20 protein-coding genes and 1 pseudogene are annotated in these 18,536 nt (G+C 22.7%); 20 read left to right on the forward strand and 1 reads right to left on the reverse strand.

The features are described from left to right. Positions 1 to 100: 100 nt before the first annotated feature. The 19 genes and pseudogenes from ACI2WJ_RS04300 to ACI2WJ_RS04390 all read left to right on the forward strand — a co-directional run bounded on the left by ACI2WJ_RS04300 (position 101) and on the right by ACI2WJ_RS04390 (position 16,610). On the forward strand, positions 101 to 961 hold the full coding sequence (locus tag ACI2WJ_RS04300; RefSeq protein WP_400254937.1) for a TMEM164 family acyltransferase: 861 nt from the start codon (positions 101 to 103) through the stop codon (positions 959 to 961). A 31-nt stretch (positions 962 to 992) separates the two neighbouring features. After that, positions 993 to 1,496, forward strand: coding sequence for a dUTP diphosphatase (locus tag ACI2WJ_RS04305; protein WP_338959033.1), 504 nt, complete (start codon positions 993 to 995; stop codon positions 1,494 to 1,496). A gap of 35 nt (positions 1,497 to 1,531) precedes the next feature. Continuing rightward, a complete protein-coding gene (locus ACI2WJ_RS04310; RefSeq protein ID WP_338959036.1) occupies positions 1,532 to 2,239 on the forward strand; it encodes a M48 family metallopeptidase in 708 nt (235 codons plus the stop codon). Next, positions 2,217 to 2,996 (forward strand): TrmH family RNA methyltransferase, encoded by a 780-nt coding sequence (locus ACI2WJ_RS04315; protein ID WP_400254938.1) that lies wholly within the window; start codon positions 2,217 to 2,219, stop codon positions 2,994 to 2,996. Before ACI2WJ_RS04310 ends, ACI2WJ_RS04315 begins: the two co-directional genes overlap by 23 nt. Positions 2,997 to 3,060: 64 nt before the next feature. Beyond that, positions 3,061 to 4,125 (forward strand): phenylalanine--tRNA ligase subunit alpha, encoded by a 1,065-nt coding sequence (gene pheS / locus ACI2WJ_RS04320; protein WP_252320310.1) that lies wholly within the window; start codon positions 3,061 to 3,063, stop codon positions 4,123 to 4,125. 24 nt (positions 4,126 to 4,149) lie between these two features. Then, entirely contained in the window at positions 4,150 to 6,555 is a 2,406-nt protein-coding gene (gene pheT, locus ACI2WJ_RS04325; RefSeq protein ID WP_400254939.1) for a phenylalanine--tRNA ligase subunit beta, read from the forward strand. Positions 6,556 to 6,631: 76 nt separating this feature from the next. Then, positions 6,632 to 8,053 carry an MATE family efflux transporter gene (locus ACI2WJ_RS04330; RefSeq protein WP_400254940.1) on the forward strand — a complete coding sequence of 474 codons (1,422 nt, stop codon included), beginning with the start codon at positions 6,632 to 6,634 and terminating at the stop codon, positions 8,051 to 8,053. A 458-nt stretch (positions 8,054 to 8,511) separates the two neighbouring features. Then, positions 8,512 to 9,060: a hypothetical protein gene (locus ACI2WJ_RS04335; protein ID WP_400254941.1), complete on the forward strand. Its 549-nt coding sequence runs from the start codon at positions 8,512 to 8,514 to the stop codon at positions 9,058 to 9,060. Further along, positions 9,045 to 9,383 carry a hypothetical protein gene (locus ACI2WJ_RS04340; RefSeq protein ID WP_400254942.1) on the forward strand — a complete coding sequence of 113 codons (339 nt, stop codon included), beginning with the start codon at positions 9,045 to 9,047 and terminating at the stop codon, positions 9,381 to 9,383. Before ACI2WJ_RS04335 ends, ACI2WJ_RS04340 begins: the two co-directional genes overlap by 16 nt. A 441-nt stretch (positions 9,384 to 9,824) precedes the next feature. Beyond that, complete coding sequence (locus tag ACI2WJ_RS04345) at positions 9,825 to 10,091, forward strand: hypothetical protein (protein ID WP_400254943.1); 267 nt, start codon at positions 9,825 to 9,827, stop codon at positions 10,089 to 10,091. Between the two features lie 169 nt (positions 10,092 to 10,260). Continuing rightward, positions 10,261 to 10,872 (forward strand): annotated as a pseudogene (locus tag ACI2WJ_RS04350) (ParA family protein). 37 nt (positions 10,873 to 10,909) lie between these two features. Beyond that, positions 10,910 to 11,699 (forward strand): IS5 family transposase gene (locus ACI2WJ_RS04355; protein WP_400254448.1). Its coding sequence is split into 2 segments (ribosomal slippage): positions 10,910 to 11,170 and positions 11,172 to 11,699, totalling 789 coding nucleotides; the frame shifts between segments, so codons are not numbered across the junction. 73 nt (positions 11,700 to 11,772) lie between these two features. Then, a complete protein-coding gene (locus ACI2WJ_RS04360; RefSeq protein WP_400254944.1) occupies positions 11,773 to 11,904 on the forward strand; it encodes a hypothetical protein in 132 nt (43 codons plus the stop codon). Between the two features lie 499 nt (positions 11,905 to 12,403). After that, positions 12,404 to 13,729 carry an ankyrin repeat domain-containing protein gene (locus tag ACI2WJ_RS04365; protein WP_400254945.1) on the forward strand — a complete coding sequence of 442 codons (1,326 nt, stop codon included), beginning with the start codon at positions 12,404 to 12,406 and terminating at the stop codon, positions 13,727 to 13,729. Between the two features lie 144 nt (positions 13,730 to 13,873). Further along, positions 13,874 to 14,533 (forward strand): WD40/YVTN/BNR-like repeat-containing protein, encoded by a 660-nt coding sequence (locus tag ACI2WJ_RS04370; RefSeq protein WP_400254946.1) that lies wholly within the window; start codon positions 13,874 to 13,876, stop codon positions 14,531 to 14,533. Beyond that, positions 14,491 to 14,973, forward strand: coding sequence for a hypothetical protein (locus ACI2WJ_RS04375; RefSeq protein WP_400254947.1), 483 nt, complete (start codon positions 14,491 to 14,493; stop codon positions 14,971 to 14,973). Before ACI2WJ_RS04370 ends, ACI2WJ_RS04375 begins: the two co-directional genes overlap by 43 nt. Before the next feature lie 139 nt (positions 14,974 to 15,112). Next, on the forward strand, positions 15,113 to 15,844 hold the full coding sequence (locus tag ACI2WJ_RS04380) for an ABC transporter ATP-binding protein (protein ID WP_342258069.1): 732 nt from the start codon (positions 15,113 to 15,115) through the stop codon (positions 15,842 to 15,844). After that, positions 15,844 to 16,389 carry an ABC transporter permease gene (locus ACI2WJ_RS04385; protein ID WP_400254948.1) on the forward strand — a complete coding sequence of 182 codons (546 nt, stop codon included), beginning with the start codon at positions 15,844 to 15,846 and terminating at the stop codon, positions 16,387 to 16,389. Before ACI2WJ_RS04380 ends, ACI2WJ_RS04385 begins: the two co-directional genes overlap by 1 nt. A 68-nt stretch (positions 16,390 to 16,457) precedes the next feature. After that, positions 16,458 to 16,610 carry a hypothetical protein gene (locus ACI2WJ_RS04390; RefSeq protein ID WP_400254949.1) on the forward strand — a complete coding sequence of 51 codons (153 nt, stop codon included), beginning with the start codon at positions 16,458 to 16,460 and terminating at the stop codon, positions 16,608 to 16,610. 99 nt (positions 16,611 to 16,709) lie between these two features. On the opposite strand, the gene ACI2WJ_RS04395 is transcribed toward ACI2WJ_RS04390, so the two are convergent. Next, the gene (locus ACI2WJ_RS04395) at positions 16,710 to 17,327 is read right to left on the reverse strand and encodes a BspA family leucine-rich repeat surface protein (protein WP_400254950.1); all 618 of its coding nucleotides are present in this window, start codon (positions 17,325 to 17,327) and stop codon (positions 16,710 to 16,712) included. 408 nt (positions 17,328 to 17,735) lie between these two features. Here ACI2WJ_RS04395 and ACI2WJ_RS04400 point away from each other — a divergent pair, with 408 nt between their 5' ends. Beyond that, complete coding sequence (locus ACI2WJ_RS04400; protein WP_400254951.1) at positions 17,736 to 18,407, forward strand: GNAT family N-acetyltransferase; 672 nt, start codon at positions 17,736 to 17,738, stop codon at positions 18,405 to 18,407. The last annotated feature ends 129 nt before the right edge of the window (positions 18,408 to 18,536 follow it).

An 18,536-nucleotide genomic window follows, 5' to 3' on the forward strand; every position in this document is an offset into this window, starting at 1 on the left:
ACAAACTTTGTTTTATAATATATTTAATGGTAAAATTAAAAAATAAATTCGCTTCTTAGTATAAAAATAAGAAAGAAATTTAAAAAAAGAGGGGGCCATTATGCAATTTGTTTTTCTTGGATTTTTTGATGGTAATCCACAAGCAGTTATTAATCCTTTATTTGGTATGTATTATTGAATTGGCTTATCTATATTATTATTCTTGATAATTAGTTTATTTATTTTTAAAAGGTTTTATGCAAATTTAAGTAAGTGCTATAGTTTTAAATGTAGTTTAGGTATTTTTCAAATACTTTTATATATTAGTTTTTATATTGTTCATGGATTGAATGGTGATAATTATCAATGGTATGATTATTTTCCTTTTCAATTATGTTCGGTATTAAATATTACTAGTGGTATACTATTAATTATTCCTAATAAAAGTTTATTTAATATTACTTTTCCTTTAATTGGTCCTGTTATTTTGGCATTTTTATTACCAGATAAAACAAAATGAGTTTTTGGTCCACAGCATTTTCTTTATTGAAATTATTATTTTATTCATATTATTATTCTTTTTTCTTATTTACTTTTATATTTATATGGTCATATTGAATATGACAAAATATATATCAAAAAAAGTATATTATATTTAACTTTATTTGGTAGTGGTGTTTTTATTTTTAATACTTCTTTTGGTACTAATTACTTATTTATTGGTAATGCTGGTTATACAGCAAGTTTTGGTAAAAAAGTATTAGACACTTCAGTGTGGTTACCAATTTTACGTTTTACATTTATGTCTGTTGTTGGTATTTCATTACTAGTTTTAACATATATTTTTATTATAAAAACTTTATCTCCTTTTTATTTAGAAAAAGGAACAAAAATTTATCCTATTTATAAAGATAAAAAATCATTAATTACAAAATTTTATAAAAAATTAAATTTAAAAGATAAAAAAATAATGAAATCTTAATTAATAATTAAAAAAAGAAAGTGAGTTAATTATGTTAAATTCAAAACAATTTTTAACAATTATCCAACTTCAAAATGAGTTAGATAAAAAAATAATTATTAATCGTGGTGTTAGCGATATTAAAACATTAAATTCTAGATTTTTAGCACTTTTAGTTGAATTAGGTGAATTTGCAAATGAACAAAGATGTTTTAAATATTGAAGTTCAAAACCAAGTAGTGAAAAATCAGTAATGCTTGAAGAATATATTGATAGTCTTCATTTTATTCTTAGTATCGGTAATAGCCTTAATATTGATTTTCAAAATTTTAGTTTTTCAGAAAAAACAAATTATCAAGATCTTAATCTTGCATTCATTGATTTATTTGCTTTTGTTACAACTCTTTTTAAATCAAAATCAAGTAATGATTTTTTTGAATTATTAAATATTTATTTTACAATTGGTAAAAAATGTAATTTTAATAGTGAAGACATTATTTCTTGTTATATTTATAAAAATGAAATAAATCATTTACGACAATCACAAAATTATTAATGGAAATAAGTGATCGTTTTATTTAGGAGATTAAAATGACTAATGTTAAAATTTTCAATTATAATAATACAAAATGAGAGTACATTATTACATATAAACAACAAAAACATATGTATTTAAAAGTGCGCAACGATCAAATTATTATTAGTGCTCCATTTTTTATGCAAGAAAAATTAATTGAAGATTTCATTTTAAAAAGTTTACCTAAAATTTTAAAAAAGAAAACTATATTAAAACCTAATATTGTTATTAATAATAATGACAGTTATCTTTATTTTTTAAGTAAAAAATATAAATTAATTACTAAGTATCATTCAAAAAAAACCATTATTTATTTTGAATTTAATAATTTGGTAGTATGCACAAATATTCAAGATGATAAGCAAATATTAATTAAAATTCAAAAATTTTTAAAAGAAGAGTCAAAAAATATTTTTATGAGTCGCTTACAATATTGATCAGAAATTATCAATATTGAGTTTTCAGTACTAAAAATTCGTTCGATGTTAAATAAATGAGGTGTTTGTCAACCAAATACTAAAATCATTACACTAAATTATAAATTAATTCATTTTGATTATGCTGTAATTGATTATGTTATAATTCATGAGTTAACGCATATAATTCATGCTCATCATAAAAAAACATTTTGAAATTTTGTTGCTCAATATTGTCCAGATTTTCAAGATTGTCAAAAAATATTAAAACAAGGAGTTATGGATGAAACAAATAACCTCACTTAAAAATCCAATAATTCAAGAATTAGTTTTATTACATGAAAGAAAACATCGCAATGTTAAAAAAAAGTTTTTAATTGAAGGAGAACATTTAATTAGTATTGCATTATTAAAAAAAAGATTACTTGCAGTATATGTTGATGAGAAGTATTTAGACAAATATGCAAATTTATTAAAAACTTGTAATAATATTGAAGTTATTGTTGTAAATAGTATGATTATTAAAAAAATTTCACAACAAAAAACACCACAACCAATAATTGGCGTTTGTAATATTGTTAAACCTTTAAATTATTTTTATTCTTCTCATATTATTCTAATTGATACAATTCAAGATCCAGGTAATTTAGGAAATATTTTACGCAGTGTTACTGCTTTTAATATTTCTGAAGTATATTTATCAAATGAAAGCGTTGATTTATATAATCTCAAAGTAATTAGTGCAAGTCAAGGAGCTATTTTTTATACTAATGTGTATTATGAAAATTTTGATCAATTTTTATTAAAAGTAAAAAATGCAAATTATATGATTTATGGTACATTTCTACATGAAGATAATAGTACTAATTTATCTGAAATTACCTTTAAGCAAAAGAATGCTTTTTTATTTGGCAATGAAGGACAAGGTATTAATAAAAAGTATAAAGATAAAATTAATAGTAATATTTTTATTCCAACTTCTTTTAATGTTGAATCATTAAATTTAGCAACAAGTGTAGCAATAGTAACGTATTGCTTATTTACTAGTAATATATTAAAATAAATTATACTTATTTTGAATTATAAAAATTTAATTATACATATTAATAAATTAATGGAGGAATAGAATGTTAGCGGTTAACGATTTAAAAAAAAGATTAGAAATTATTAGACAGCAAGCATTTAATAATATTGATGAAGTTGCTGATTTACATAAATTGCAAGTTTTAAAATCACAATATTTAGGTAAAAATTCGGATATTAATAATATATTAAAATCTTTAGAAAAGTTTCCTCATAATTTTAGAATTGAAATTGGTCAAGCAGCTAATAAATTAAAAAAAGAAATTAATGAATATATAATAAAAAAATTTAATGAAATTGAGAAAGATAACATTAATGAGCGTCTTAAATCTTCAGAAATTGATTTAACACTACCGGGTATTGATTTTAATATTGGTCACACCAATCCTTTATTAAAAACTGTTACCGAAATATCTGAAATTTTTAAAAATTTGGGTTATCAAATCATTAGTGGTAATGAAGTAGAAAATGAAGAATATAATTTTAATCGCTTAAATTTACCATTTGATCATCCAGCAAGAGATATGCAAGATACTTTTTATCTTGAAAATAATAATGACAAACTTAATCGTTGATTATTAAGAACACACGCTACAAATATGACTGCACGCATTCTTAGCGAGCAAGATAAAAATTCAAAAGAAACCACGGCTATTATTAGTTTAGGAAATGTTTATCGAAAAGATGATGATGATGTTACTCATTCTCACCAATTTATGCAAGTTGATGGGTTTTTAGTTGGATCTAATATTACTTTTGCAAATTTAAAATGAACATTAAATTATTTTTGTCAGCAATTTTTTGGTATGGAAACTAAAACAAGATTACGTCCTAGTTATTTCCCATTTACGGAGCCTTCAGTTGAAGTAGATGTAAGTTGCCCAAAATGTAATACAGAAGGTTGTTCATTATGTAAGTATACTGGTTGAATTGAAGTTTTAGGTGCTGGTATGATTCATCCAAATGTTTTTATTGCTGCTGGTTTAGATGAAACAACAGCAGGTTTTGCCTTTGGTGTAGGCATTGAAAGAATTACTATGATTAAATATGGCATTGACGATATCAGATTATTTTATAATAATGATTTTCGATTCTTAAAACAATTTTAAAAATTAAAAGGAGTATAAAATAAAATGATAGTTTCACGTAAAATCATTTCGCAGTGATTGAATATTAATAGCATTAAAGATTATGAAATCGTTGATGCTTTAAATAGTTTGGGTTTTGAGGTTGATCAAGTAAAAAATTTAATGTTCAGTAATACAAACTTAGTTGTTGGTCAAATTACTAAAATTACTAAACATCCTAAATCAAATAAATTAAATATTTGTGAAGTAACAGTAGGCACTGAAATGTTAACTATAGTTTGTGGTGCAGCAAATGTAGTTATTGGTATTAAAGTTGTTGTAGCAAGGATAGGAAGTACTTTAGGTAATGGTCTTACTATTATTGAAAGAACAATTCAAGACGTTGTTTCTTCAGGAATGCTTTGTTCATTAACAGAATTAGGATTAAGTGGTATTGTTCAGAATAAAGAAGAATTAAGTGGTATTATTCATTTACCAGATGATGCAATGGTTGGTAATATTAATCCATTACAATATTTAAATTTAGATGATACAATTTTTTTTATTGATTTAACAGTAAATCGTAGTGATTGTTTGGGGATTTATAGTATTGCTAGAGAATTAAGCGGTTATTTTAAAATTCCTTTAAAAAACATGGAAGTTAGTAGTATAGGAAAATTTGATAATAAAAGTCAAGTTAGTGTTCTTAATGGTAAAATTCAAGCTTTAGCAACATTAAAGATTGAATTTGATGATAAATCTGTAATAACACCAATTTGAATTAGAAGAACACTACAACTTGCAAATATTGTACCCAAAACTTTATCAGAAGATATTATTCATTTAGTAATGTTAGAATTGGGTCAACCCTTAATTACTTTTAGTGCCGATGTTTTAAAAAAACCATCTTTAAATATTTCACCTAAATCATACCCAGAAGGTAATTTGCAAATTAAAGAGGGTGATATTTTATTACATGATAAATATTTGGCTTTTAGTGTTTTAGGAGTTAGTCATAATATTGAATATGAAGTTAAACCAAGTTCCAAAGAAGTTTTTATATTTTCAATTAATCCTGATGTTACCTTAATGAGTAAACAAGCAAAGCGACATGGTGCTCTTATTAATACATTATTAGAACGTTTAACAAGACCAGTTGTTCCTGATTATTATTTAATTGCTTTACAACGTTATTTGTTTATTTTAGGACAATTACAAGTTAAATATGAAATTACTGGTTTTAGTAATGATGTTCCTTATCAAGTTAAAACAAAAGTGATCAATTTTAATTTTAATTTTATTAATAAAATTTTAGGTACAAATTTTGGGGTTAATGAAATAATTAATTATTTGACTATTATTGGTTGTCAAATTGAAATTGATGCAAAAAATCAAGAAAGTTTAAAAGTAACAGTTCCTAATCATCGTAGTGATTTAAATAATGCTAATGATTTTAGTGAAGAAGTTGCCAGAGTATTTGGATATGATAAATTACCAGTTATTAAACCACAATTTAATGTATCATTTAAGTCACCAACGGCAATGGAAAATTTAATGATGAAGTGAAGACAACATTTAACAAGTTATGGTTTTAATCAAGTAAAAACATATAGTTTAACAAGTATGCAGAGATTAAATGATTTTAATTTTTTTAAATATAAAATACCTGTAAAATTAGAAGCACCTTTGACATTAACAAGAGAAGTTATGCGTTTTAGTTTGACAGATAGTTTATTAAGAATTTGTCAATATAATTATGCACGTAAAGAAACACAATTAAAAATTTTTACTGATGAAACTATTTATACAGGTGATGAAACTGATGATAATCATCATTTAGCTTTTATGATTATGGATAATTTTTGACCAAAAATTAATACTAATAGAATTACTAATAGTACGTATTATTTTATTAAAGGTTTTTTAGATGGTTTTTTAGCAAAAGTTATGCCAAATTTATTTAACTCTATTGTTTATAAAACAAATAATAATTCTTTAATGCATCCGTATTTAAGCGCAGATATTTTTTATGAGCAAGAACATATTGCTACTATTGGCGCACTGCATCCACAAACTGAAAAAATAATGAATGTTGAAAAAATATTCTTAGCAGAAATTAATTGTAGTAAGTTAGTTAAAATCATAGAAGAACAACAAAAAGTAGTTTCTAAATTTAAGCTTTGATCAAAATTTAATGCTTTAAGTCGTGATATATCAATTATTGTTAATAGCGATATTCAATTTTCTGATGTAAAAAATGCTATAATATTTGCAAATATTGATTTTTTAGAACAAATATCTTTGGTAGATTTTTATAATGATGAAAAATTAAAATCACAAAATCAACATTCATTAACTTTTAATTTGAAATTTAATAGTCAAGAAGAACAATTAGATGAAACAAAAGTAAGTGGACAAATAAGTATTATTCAAGAAATATTAAAGAAAAAATTTCAAGCAATTATTCGTTAAAAATATAACAAAATATTAAATAATAACATTAATATATTTTTTTATTATATTAAATTTTTAAATTGGGTGAGATAATATGAAAACATTAAACAAAGATAATTTAAACTTTTATAAAATGGCATTATTATTTATGATTCCAATTTGTGCACAATCTTTAATTGAAACATTAATAAACTTAATGAATAATTTTGTGGTTGGTCAATTTGGAAATGATGATGCTATTGCTGGAGTTGCATCATCAAGTAATATTTATGATATGGTTTGATATATCTTTTTTGCTATCGTTGCTACCGGTAATATTTTTACTGCTCAATATTTAGGTATTAAAGATAAGAAGAAAATTCAAGAAACTACTAATATAAAATTATTTTATACTTTAATTTTTTCAATATTTTTTGTTGTAATATTAGAATTATTTAGCAAACAAATTATGGGAGTAATTCTTGGTGCTGAAGATAATTCTCATGAAAATGCTATTGGTATTGCTGAAGAATATAGTAAATTAATTGCTTGAAATTACCCATTGTTAGGTTTTGCTTTTATTATGTCAATTACTATGAATACATGTGGTAATGTTAAAACACCATTGATAACTTCTATTTGCTCATTACTCTTAAATACATTTTTAGTTTGTATTTTATCATTACCATATAGTGGGGGACCACAATTAGGTATTGAAGGATTAGCAATAAGTTTAATTATTTCAAGAGCAGTAGAATGTTTTATATTGTTAGGTTATTTAATTTATAAAAAACCAATTTATGCTCCTAATTGAAATATTTTTAAATTTACAAAAGATTTACATAAAAAATATATTATTACTTTTATTCCTTTATTTGCTAGTCAAGTATTATTTGGTGTTTCAGTAGTAATGTTAACAGCTTTATATTCTCATTTTGGTGATACTGAAGTTGTTGCCGCTGTGCAAATTGTTGGTAGTGTTGTTGCTATTTTTTATTCTACTTTTAGGGGATATAATGCTTTAGTTGGATATGCTATTGGTAGCAAGTTAGGTTCAGGAGAACTAGTACTGGCTAAAGAAAATGCTAACAAGATATTAAAATTGAGTTTTGCTATTTCAACTGTTATTGCTTTAATTATTTTGGGTAGTGCTTTTTGAGTTCCAAAAGTATTATTTCCAAATTTATCTAATAATGCTATGAAACTTGCAGTTTGATATATGGCTTTTTCAGCAGTAACTTATTTTTTCATTAATATGATGCAACCATTATTTAGTTTTCTTTATGCTGGTGGCTATACTTTAATTATTAGTATTGCTGATCTATTTTTAATTTGATTTATTGATATTTTTATTACTTTTGCTTTATTGCAGTGAACTGACTTAAGTATTAAAATGGTAATTATGATTTCGTGTTTAAGTAAATCAGCTGATTTTATTTGTGCTTATGTATTTTATAAAGTAATTCCTTGAAATAAAAATATTATTAATTCTAAAGTAGAAAATGTACCTCATCCGACATTTGAACCACATGGATAATATAAAAATCCCTTTTTAATAATAGATTTTATTTTAATAAATTTTGTTTAAAAAATGTTAAAAAAATTTTATTATATTTTAGCAAATAAATTCATATTTATCGTTTTATTTTTATTGTATTTAATATACAATTATTATAGTTACTGGTGTGATTTTAGAGGATGGTAAAAGTAATGATTTTTTTATTTTTAGTTATAATTAAACTTTTATAATAATTAAATTTTAAATAACTAAATAAATACGGACATTAAAAATTTTGACATACCTTTATTATAAGAAATTTTTATTTTTTGAAAGAATTTTAAAAATAAGTTTAAGTAAATATATAAAAATAGTAATAACACCAGAACTAATAAAATCATTTTGGAATTAAAAAAGAAATTAAGAAATAATAAAAAAATAAAAAAAGCATGATTGTTTTAAAATTTTTTTATTTTTTTATAAAAAGGAGAAAGAAAATGTTAAAGTTTATAAGAAAATTTTATAATAAGTATCTTAAAAAGTACTTTAAAAAGAAAAATAAAGAATTACAAAAATTAAGAAAAGAAATTCTTGATATAGAAGAAGAGATGAAAAAACTAAAAGAAGACAATATTTTTTTATTTAAGACTATTAAAATGTTTTTAAATTATCAAAATAGTTCAATTGATAATCCTTTATATTTTAATCAAGATGATCATATTTATGAAGAAATAAAAGAAAAAACTATTTTTGAAAAATTTATTTATGAAAATGTAAAAGATGAAACAACTTCATTGAGTTCAGTTGGTAATAATGTTCCTCCACAATTACCACCAAGAAATAAAACAAGTGAAAATAATATGAAAGTAACGACCGAAGAAACTAATGAAATTAAACCATCAAATATTACAAAAAAAGTAGAAGAACAACCTATTTATGAAAAAATAAATACCGATCCAATTTATGATGAAGTTAAATCAAATGTTAAACCATTTTATTTTGTTGTTCTATTTCTTAGGAGGGCAAAACTATGAAAAAAATATTAAGTATATTTACAATAAGTACTTTAGCATCATTACTTTTCACAAGTAACATTATTAATAGTAACATTATTAATAATGATAGTAATAAAATGGATAATAATGTTGTTAAAAAAAATTCCTTACTACCAAAAAAAGAATCAACAAATGAGCCCTTAACTCATTTATTTAATAATCAATATAATTATTTAACAAATAGTAATTGAATTACTAATCAATCAAATTTAGATCAAAAATTTTACAGTTATGATACAAATCATGCTAATTATAAGTTGAGCAATGATATTAATGCTAGAGAAGTTTTTTTGTTGATAATGATGGTAATTTAAATTATGATTCTACACTTATTTTAGAAAAGGATAAGTTAAATATTGAAAATACAAAACAAGAAATGATTAACTATAAAAAAGTGACAAAAACTAAAGATAAAAAAATATATCTAATGAAAGTATTTATGATAATATTATTTTGAAGGTGATAATAATGATTGACAATATATTCAATTTGGAGGATTAAATAGTCATATTGATATTTCAAATCAAGTAGGTGCTGATAAAGTTGAACACAGTAATAATCTAAATGAAACATTAGGTTTATATTATATTGTTAAAGCAGTACACGAAAATAAAATTACTAAAGGTGTAGCTGATAGTTTAGGAAAGGATTTTATTAGTAAAATTAGTATTAAAAATAGTTTTAATAAAAGTTTAACTAATGAGATTATTAATTTAATTGTTGATAAAGAAAAAGTTTATAAACTAATTAATGAATTGCCCTTTTCTAATGATGCAAGAGATTATTCAATTAATTATATTTTTGATAAAGATAATAATGTAATTGAAATTTATTATCATAAATTTAATAATACGAATTTAAGTAAAAATATTAATATATTTAATTCTCAATCATTTGATGGAACTAATAGTTGAGAAGATTTTAAATCAGAAAACTACACTTTAATTAATTGAACAAAATATGCAAAAAGATGAGAAGAATTTTGTCTATTATGACCTAGCCTTTCATTTAATAATTCTTAGAACCTGTTTAAAATCTTTTTAATAAAATTTAACTAAAACAAGGAATAATAATTTATAAGTAGGTATTTAATTAACATTTTATTTTCTTTTTCATTTTTTGAGGATTTTTAATAATCTGAACTAGTACTTTGCAAAACAAAGATACACAGATTATTAAAAAGCCTCGAAAATGATTTCTTTTTGTAATAAAAAAGGTGGAGTAGGAAAAACCACAATTTGTAAAAATATTGCATACAAATTAGCTAAAGATAATAAAAAAATCTTATTAATTGATTAAGACCCACAAGCAAATTTAACAATGGAGTTTATAAACGATGAACAAGAAATTAAAAAAACAATTATGAATATAATCGCAACAAAAGACGCCATAGAAAATATTTCAATTCAAAGAGTAATAATTAATTCTAAATATAATAATATTGATTTAATAGCTTCTAAAAAGGAATTAACAAAAAGTTCATATATTTTAGGCACAATGTATGAAAAAGATGAAATATATAAAATTTCTGATATGTTATATTGAAACAATAAAGAAAAATTTGATAGTTATGATTATGTGCTTATTGATTATCCGCCAACAATAAATGAATTAAACTTAAGTTTTTTAGTTATAAGTGATTTAGTAATAGTACCTATTAATAATGCTTTAAGGTCTTTGAAGGGATTTTTAGATTTAAAAAATAATCTTGAAGTTATTTGTCATCAAGAAAAAAGAGATATTCCTAATTTAAAAATTTTAATTAATAATGTAAGAACCTGTTTAGAATCTTTTCGAAAATAATGTAAAATGATTATATATTTTAAAATAAGAGGTATATATGCATAAAAATTATCCAAGTCATGTCACCAAAGAACAATTTGAAAACATAAAATCAATTTTAGAAAATAGTAAAAAGAAAACAAAACCAAGAAGTTTAGATTTATATGAAATATTTTGTGCAATTTTATATGTATTAAAAAGTGGTTGTCAATGAAGAATGTTACCAAAAAATTTTCCAAAATGACAAACTGTATATTATTATTTTCAAATTTGAAGTAAAAATAATGGTAAAGAACCTAGTGTATTGCAATTAATTTTAAAAAAAATTAGTTAAAAAAGTTCGTATCAACAATAATCGCAAAGAACAAACTAGTTTTTGTATAATTGATTCGCAAAGTGTTAAAAATACAGATACTACTGAAAATAAAGGTTATGATGCTGGTAAAAAGATTTCAGGCATAAAACGTCATATTGTTGTTGATTCTCAAGGTTTACCACATGCAATTTACATAACCACGGCAGAAAAAACAGATCGTAATAGCGCTATAATAATGATTGAAAATGAAAAAGAAAATCTTTCTGCAGTTCAAAAAATAATAGTAGATGCTGGTTATACTGGTGAAAAATTTGCTTCTGAAATCAAAACAATCATAAATGCAAATGTTGAAGTGATAAAACGCAATGAATTACATACTTTTGTAGTATTACCAAAAAGATGAATTGTAGAACGAAGCTTTGCTTGATTAGAAAAATACAGAAGATTATGAAAAAATTGTGAAAGAAAACTAAATACTAGTTTACAAATGGTTGTTCTTTCATTTATTTCAGTTTTATTAAAAAGATTCTAAACAGGTTCTAAGAGAAAATTTTTATTTAGAAGAAATTAAAAAATTAATTTTTGATTTTAAATTAGAAACTAAAATGTTAAACACAAAACTTAAAGAATCAGAAATTTTCAAAGCAGTAGAAAATAAATTATGTTCAATTTGGGAAAATCCTTATTATTGACGTCAAAAACAAGCATATGAAGAACTTATTGCAGAAATTATATAACAAAATTAGTTAATTAAAAAAAGAACCTAACGGTTCTAAATTTGCACTAGGTTTGGTTACCCAGCAGGATATTTCTACCCCTCAAGCAATATTATAATATCATTAATATAAAAATTTGACATATTTATAAATTAATTATATAATTAATTTGTTAGTACAGTTAACGCTGTGCAAGAGAGTATAGTTCTCGAATTCCCAACCTTAGCTGTTGGGCTTTTTTAATATATAAAAAATATTTTTTACTAGTACTATTATTAATACTGGTGCTAGTCTAGTGCTAGCGTTAGTACTATTAATAGTAATATTAACAAAAAAACAAAAAAATATTAATTTAGTTAGATATATATGATATTGAAGTGACACCTAATGAAGTTGGAATGGCAACCCTTTTTAGGACTATTTGCGAAATTTTTTTTTTTAAAAAAAAGATTGTTTAATTTATAAAATTTGTTAAAAAAAAGAAGAAGAACTAAATATTTTAAGATAGGAAAAATAAAAAATGACAATTGAAATAAAAGACAAAAAGAAAAAAGTATTGTTTGATTCTAAATTTATTAGAGTAATAATAGAAAATAATTTTATTTATGTTCAAGAACCTTGATGTAATAACCAAGGAGTTGCAATATTACCCTATGTTTTAAAAGACAATCAATATCATTTTTTACAAATTCATAATGAAAATAACCCAGCTCAAAAAAAATCTAAAGTTAGTCAGTACAGTACTATTACGGGTGGTTTAGAAAATAATCAATTTTATACAACTGTTGTAAATGAAATGTTTGAAGAAACTGGAATTGATATTAGTGAAAATGTAACAATTGATAGACTTGGTCCATATTCTTTTGCAAATAAATCAAGTGATAAAAAATGATATTTATATGCAATAGATTTAACTAATTTAAATTTAGATATAAATCAAACTTATTATGGAAAAGGTGGAGATGGTACTGATTTTGAAAAAGGAATACATGCTAATTTTGTTAACAGTTATACATTAGCAGGTAGTAATGATACTCTATCTACTAGTATTTGAGGAAGAATTGATTTAGTAAAGAGATATAAATACAATGAAACTCAAAATTTTTTAAAAAAATTAAAAGAAAAAATAAAAGAAATAAATAATATAAATAAAAAAATAGATTTAAGATTACTATTTGATGAAACATTTCTTAAAGATGAATCTTATGTAGATGTAGAACTTGAAACAAACAACACTACTGTTATTCCTAATGGTTTTCCTTTGCATTATGCAGTAGATAATGCTTATTTTGAAATAGCTAAATTTTTTATTGATAATGGTGCAAATCCTAATATTGAAGATATTGGAGGAACTCCTTTACAAATTGCTATAGCAAATTTTAATAACAACATTGAAATAGTGAAATTGTTAATTGAAAAAGGTGCTGATGTAAATATTAAAAATGATAATGGTGATAGTCTTTTAGATATTGCAGTTAAGAATGATAAAATTGAAGTAGTAAAATTATTATTAAATCATTCAAATATTGATGTCAATATTAAAAATGATTATATTAAATCAATCTTTTTTTATTCTGCAAAAAATGGTCATATTAATTCTTTAAAATTGTTAATTGAAAAAGGTGCTGATGTAAATATTAAAAATGATAATGGTGATAGTCTTTTAGATATTGCAGTTAAGAATGATAAAATTGAAGTAGTAAAATTATTATTAAATCATTCAAATATTGATGTCAATATCAAAAATAAATATGGTTTTACTCCTTTGCATTATGCAGTAGATAATGCTTATTTTGAAATAGCTAAATTTGGAATGGCAATACTTTTTAGGACTGTTTTTTGGTAGACATTTGTTTTTCAAGATATGAGTAAACATTACTTTAGTTAGCTATATAATCATTTTACCTATTTCTCTAAAAGATTTTAAACAGGTTCTTATATTAAATTAACTAATTCTAATGGTCCAGTTATTAACAATAATCTAAGTTTAATGACTAATAAAATTAATAAATCTATTCCTGAGTATATTGCTCCTCCATTTAATGATCCTGTAGTATTAAATAATGATACTTTTAATTTTAAGTTTGAAAATAATTTTTGAATTTTTATGGCTCAAAATCGAATTCATATATATTTATGTATATGGCACGATGATAATAATATTTATTGTCAATATGCAGGTCATAATTCTTCTCAGTTTTGTGCTAGTGGTAGTTCTTATGATATAAAATTAGATTCTATTACATTTCATAATTTATCTGATTCATCTGTTTTATTAAATAAAAAAATAGCAAATGAAAAAATTTATGCTTTGGGTGTTGATTCACAAAGTAATATTTTTAGAACCCAAGAAGATAGAGTTTATAAACTTAGTACTACAGGAGTAGAAACTTTAATAGAAGGATTAGATGCTGGTAAAACTGTCAGAAATATAGTAATTGATAATGAAGATAATGTTTATGTTGGAACTGATTCTGGTTCTGTTTATAAAAGTGATGGAATACATAAATTTGAAAAAATTTTATTGCCAGATTCAACAAATTGAATATGAGATTTAGCGGTTAATAAAAAAACCGGCATTGTTTATGTTGGGAATGATGATGGTGTGTGTATAGCATTGATAAAAATAGTAACGTTAATCATATGTTAGGAACACATGATTCTGTTTTTGCTGGAGCTAATAATCATGGTAAAATTTATAAAAGTAATGGTGTAAATGATTTTCAATTAATTAAAGAACAAAATGATGTTGGGTCAATAAAAAGTTTAGTCGTAGATACTATTGGAACTATTTTTGCTGGTTCTGATAATGGTAATATTTATCAAATTAATAGTGGAAGTATGTATTCTAAAATTTTAAATACAGGTCATGAAATTAAACGATTAATTATTGATAGAGATGGTGTTTTGTTCGCTGGTGTTGATTCAAATCAAATATATAAAAAAGTAAAAAAATCATCTATTTTTTGCAATATGTTAGGAATAGATAATGATAATGAACATATTCTTGCCTTAACAATTAATTCAGAAAATATTTTATATGCTGCAGGAACTGAAGGAATTTTGTATTCAAATAAAAATTTTAAGTAACATTTAAAATGTTACTTAAAATTAAATATATTAAAAAAAATTTTAATTAAAAAAAATGTTGGTTCTTATGATATAAAATTAGATTTTTTTAATGCTATACTTATTTATAAAGTTTAAAATAATATGAAAGGAAGCAATTATGAAAGTAATTAAGGTTAAAAATATTACGAAGTCGTATAATGGTAATGTTGTACTCGGACCTATTAATTTAGAAATTGAGAGTGGTAGTTCTGTTGCTATTTTTGGTGCTAATGGTGCTGGTAAAACCACATTATGTGAGATTATTAGTAATACTAAAAATGCAAGTACAGGAGAAATTGAATATAACTTTAATAAAAAAGATATTCCATATGTTGTTGGAATAAATTTTCAAGATCAAGTTTATCCTAACTTTATAACAGTTAAAGAATTAATAAATTTTTATCATAAGATTTATTTAGATAAAATAAAACCCGAAATTTTTAATAGTATGTTAGATAAGTTTCAATTAACAGAATTATACAAACGTAAAGTAAATAGTTTATCGGGTGGTCAAAGACAAAGAGTTAATTTATTTTTATCATTATTTCATCAACCAAAAATTTATATTGGTGATGAGATTTCAACTGGTTTAGATGTTAAAACAAGAATTGATATTATTAATTTTTTACAAGAACAAATTAGTTTGAATAACATTACTTTAATTTTAGTTAGTCATAACTTAGATGAAATCCAAGCTTTATGTAAACGTATTATTTTTTTAAAGGATGGTCAAATTATTGATGATACTACTGTTGTTGAAGTTACTAAAAAATATGGTTCATTATTAAAATATTATTTAGAAAAAACAGAAACACCATTAGAAATAACTACGAGAAAGGAAAAAAAATAATGCTAGCAATGTTTCAATTATTATTTGGTTATTTTAAGAAATCTTTCCATAGTATTTTCTTTGGTTTTATTTTCCCTATTATTATGTTAACAATTTTAGTTGCTGTATTAACACCCGGTAACCCAAATGCTGCACAAACAGTATTACCGGGGTTAGTGATGTCAGCTTCACCAGTATTAGGAATTGTTACTTTATCAATGACATATTCTGATTTTAAACAATCAATAATTATTAAAAGAATTGGTGCAACACCATTAAAACCATGACAATTTATTAGTAGTATTTTAATATTTCATGTTATTTTAATTTTTATTGGTAGTTTTTGAACATTAGGAATTGGTGCAGCTTTATATCATAATCAGATTAATTTAGAACTAATTAATTGAGGTTATATATTACTAGCAATTCTGCTTTCATCAATTATGTGTTCAGCAGTAGGAATAATGGTTGGTATTCTTGCTTCTGATTTTAAAATTGCTTTTGCTTTTGCTTTATTATTATATTTGCCAACATCATTTTATCGGGTCAATATATTCCGTATGTAGCCATTAAAGGACAACCAGTTTTAGTTATTATTGCTAAAATTATTCCTTTTTCTTATCCTGTTTCTATTATGAATAGAGGATGAAATATTTATGGTACTCCAAATGATTTAATCAATGCAGCACTTTTTGATAATTACTGAATACCGATTTTAGTTAGTTTACTTTGAATTGGAGCATTAATATTTGGAGCAATTATGGCTTATAAATATCGACGTAAATAAGTAAATAAGAAAAAAGATTTGTTTATAAACAAATTATTTAAAATTATAAAAAATATTTACAAAATAAACAAGCCTAATTAGGCTTGTTTTGATTTATTTTTAAAAAAAATGATACTTAAATTTTGGTCATTTACTGCGGCTATCAATTCCTGAATTAGTAGCAAAAAGATCAAAATTAATAACATTTTTTACATTTCATGCTGAAAGGTTCTGATTAAATTTTTTTGCATTTCAAAACATTCCCATCATATTTGTTACATTTGAAACATCTCAACCGGAAATGTCTTGATTAAATTTTTTTGCATCATAAAACATATAACTCATATCTACTATATTTGATATATTTCAAGAAGCTATGTTTTGATCAAATGTTAGATTATTAGCAAACATATTACTTAAAGAAGTAATTTTTGTTGGTAATTGATCTGGTACTTTTTCAACTATTTTTGGCATTTTAACAGCTTGAATTTCTCTAATTCCATTTTCAAAAAAACCGATTTGAACAATTTCTTTACTTTCTATGTCTGACAAATCTTTATCATTAGTTGTTTTTTGTATTCCATTTTTATCTTTGTAAATTGTATCTTGTTGTGTTTTATTTTGAATATAATTAGTTGTAATATTAGTATTTTGTTTGATAGTGTTTAAGAAACTAGTTAAATTACCTGTGGTTGTTGTAAGTATTAAAATACTTAATGTTTTGATTAGTGTTTTCACTAAAAAATCTCCTTTTTTTGTTTTTTCCAATAACTTCTTAAGTTTAAGAAATTAATTATATTTTAATTCGTTTAAAAATAAATTCAATAAGTGTTAAATTTTATGTTAAAAATAAAAATATATAAATATTAGGAAAAATTTTTTATGTTATTAGTAAGTTTAAATGTAATACAAAAGTTATATAATATATTTTAATTTACATACAATTTGTTTATTTTTTTAAAATAAAGATATTTTTATGATATTATTAAATTAATTTAATAACTGTTAATTACTAGTATAGATAGTTTTATCTATATTAGTTTTTTTGTTTTTATTAAATTAATTTAATTAAAAAAATATTATATATTGGGTTTATTGCGTTTAAAGTCAAGTTTTATATTGAGTTTATTAGAAAGAAGTTAAAATATGACAAACGGCAGAGAAGTTATTATTACGAATAATTTAAATAATCCAAGTATAAAAAGTTTATTATTAATTGATGAATTTAATAATAAAATCGGTGACGCAATACTTATTATTGATTTAGAAAAAAAAGAAGATATTTTAGAAAGTATATTTATTGAAGAAAAATATCGTAAGCAACAATATGGTAGTTTACTTATTTACAAAATTTTTGAGATATGTCATAGCAATAATATCGAAAACCTTATTTTATTATCAGATCCAACTAATGTTACTGTCGGTGAATTTTATGAAAAATTAGGATTCACTTATGTATGAAATAAAAAAACTTTTTTTTATGATTATGAAATTAATATACCTCATGCAATTTTTAATAAAAGAGATGAAATTGAAAAGTGAAAAAATATTAAAATAAAAGAAATTTTTATTGATTTTGATAAGTCAAAATCAAAAGCTATAAATGATGAACAAAAGATATTAGAGGATAGTGAAATATTATCTAGTATTTTAGATGAAGTTTTAATACATGAAGAATCAATTTTCAAGGAAGATTATCAAAAAGTTATTGATTGATTTAATCAACAAAGAGAACAAATAATCAAAAATCCAAAACAATGATGAAATACTTTAACCCCCAAACAAGTAGATGTTGTTAAAAATGAGGCAAAAAAATAGTGAAATAACTTAACACCAGAACAAAAAAATAAAATTATTAGAAAAACAAGCATATCAAAAAAAGACAATAAAAAAAGATGATACTCCTTTATTGTGTGATTTTGATCAAAATATAAAAAATAAATTAGA

The sequence above is a fragment of the Spiroplasma endosymbiont of Cleonymus obscurus genome, from assembly GCF_964273375.1.
Taxonomy (GTDB): Bacteria; Bacillota_I; Bacilli_A; order Mycoplasmatales; family VBWQ01; genus Spiroplasma_E.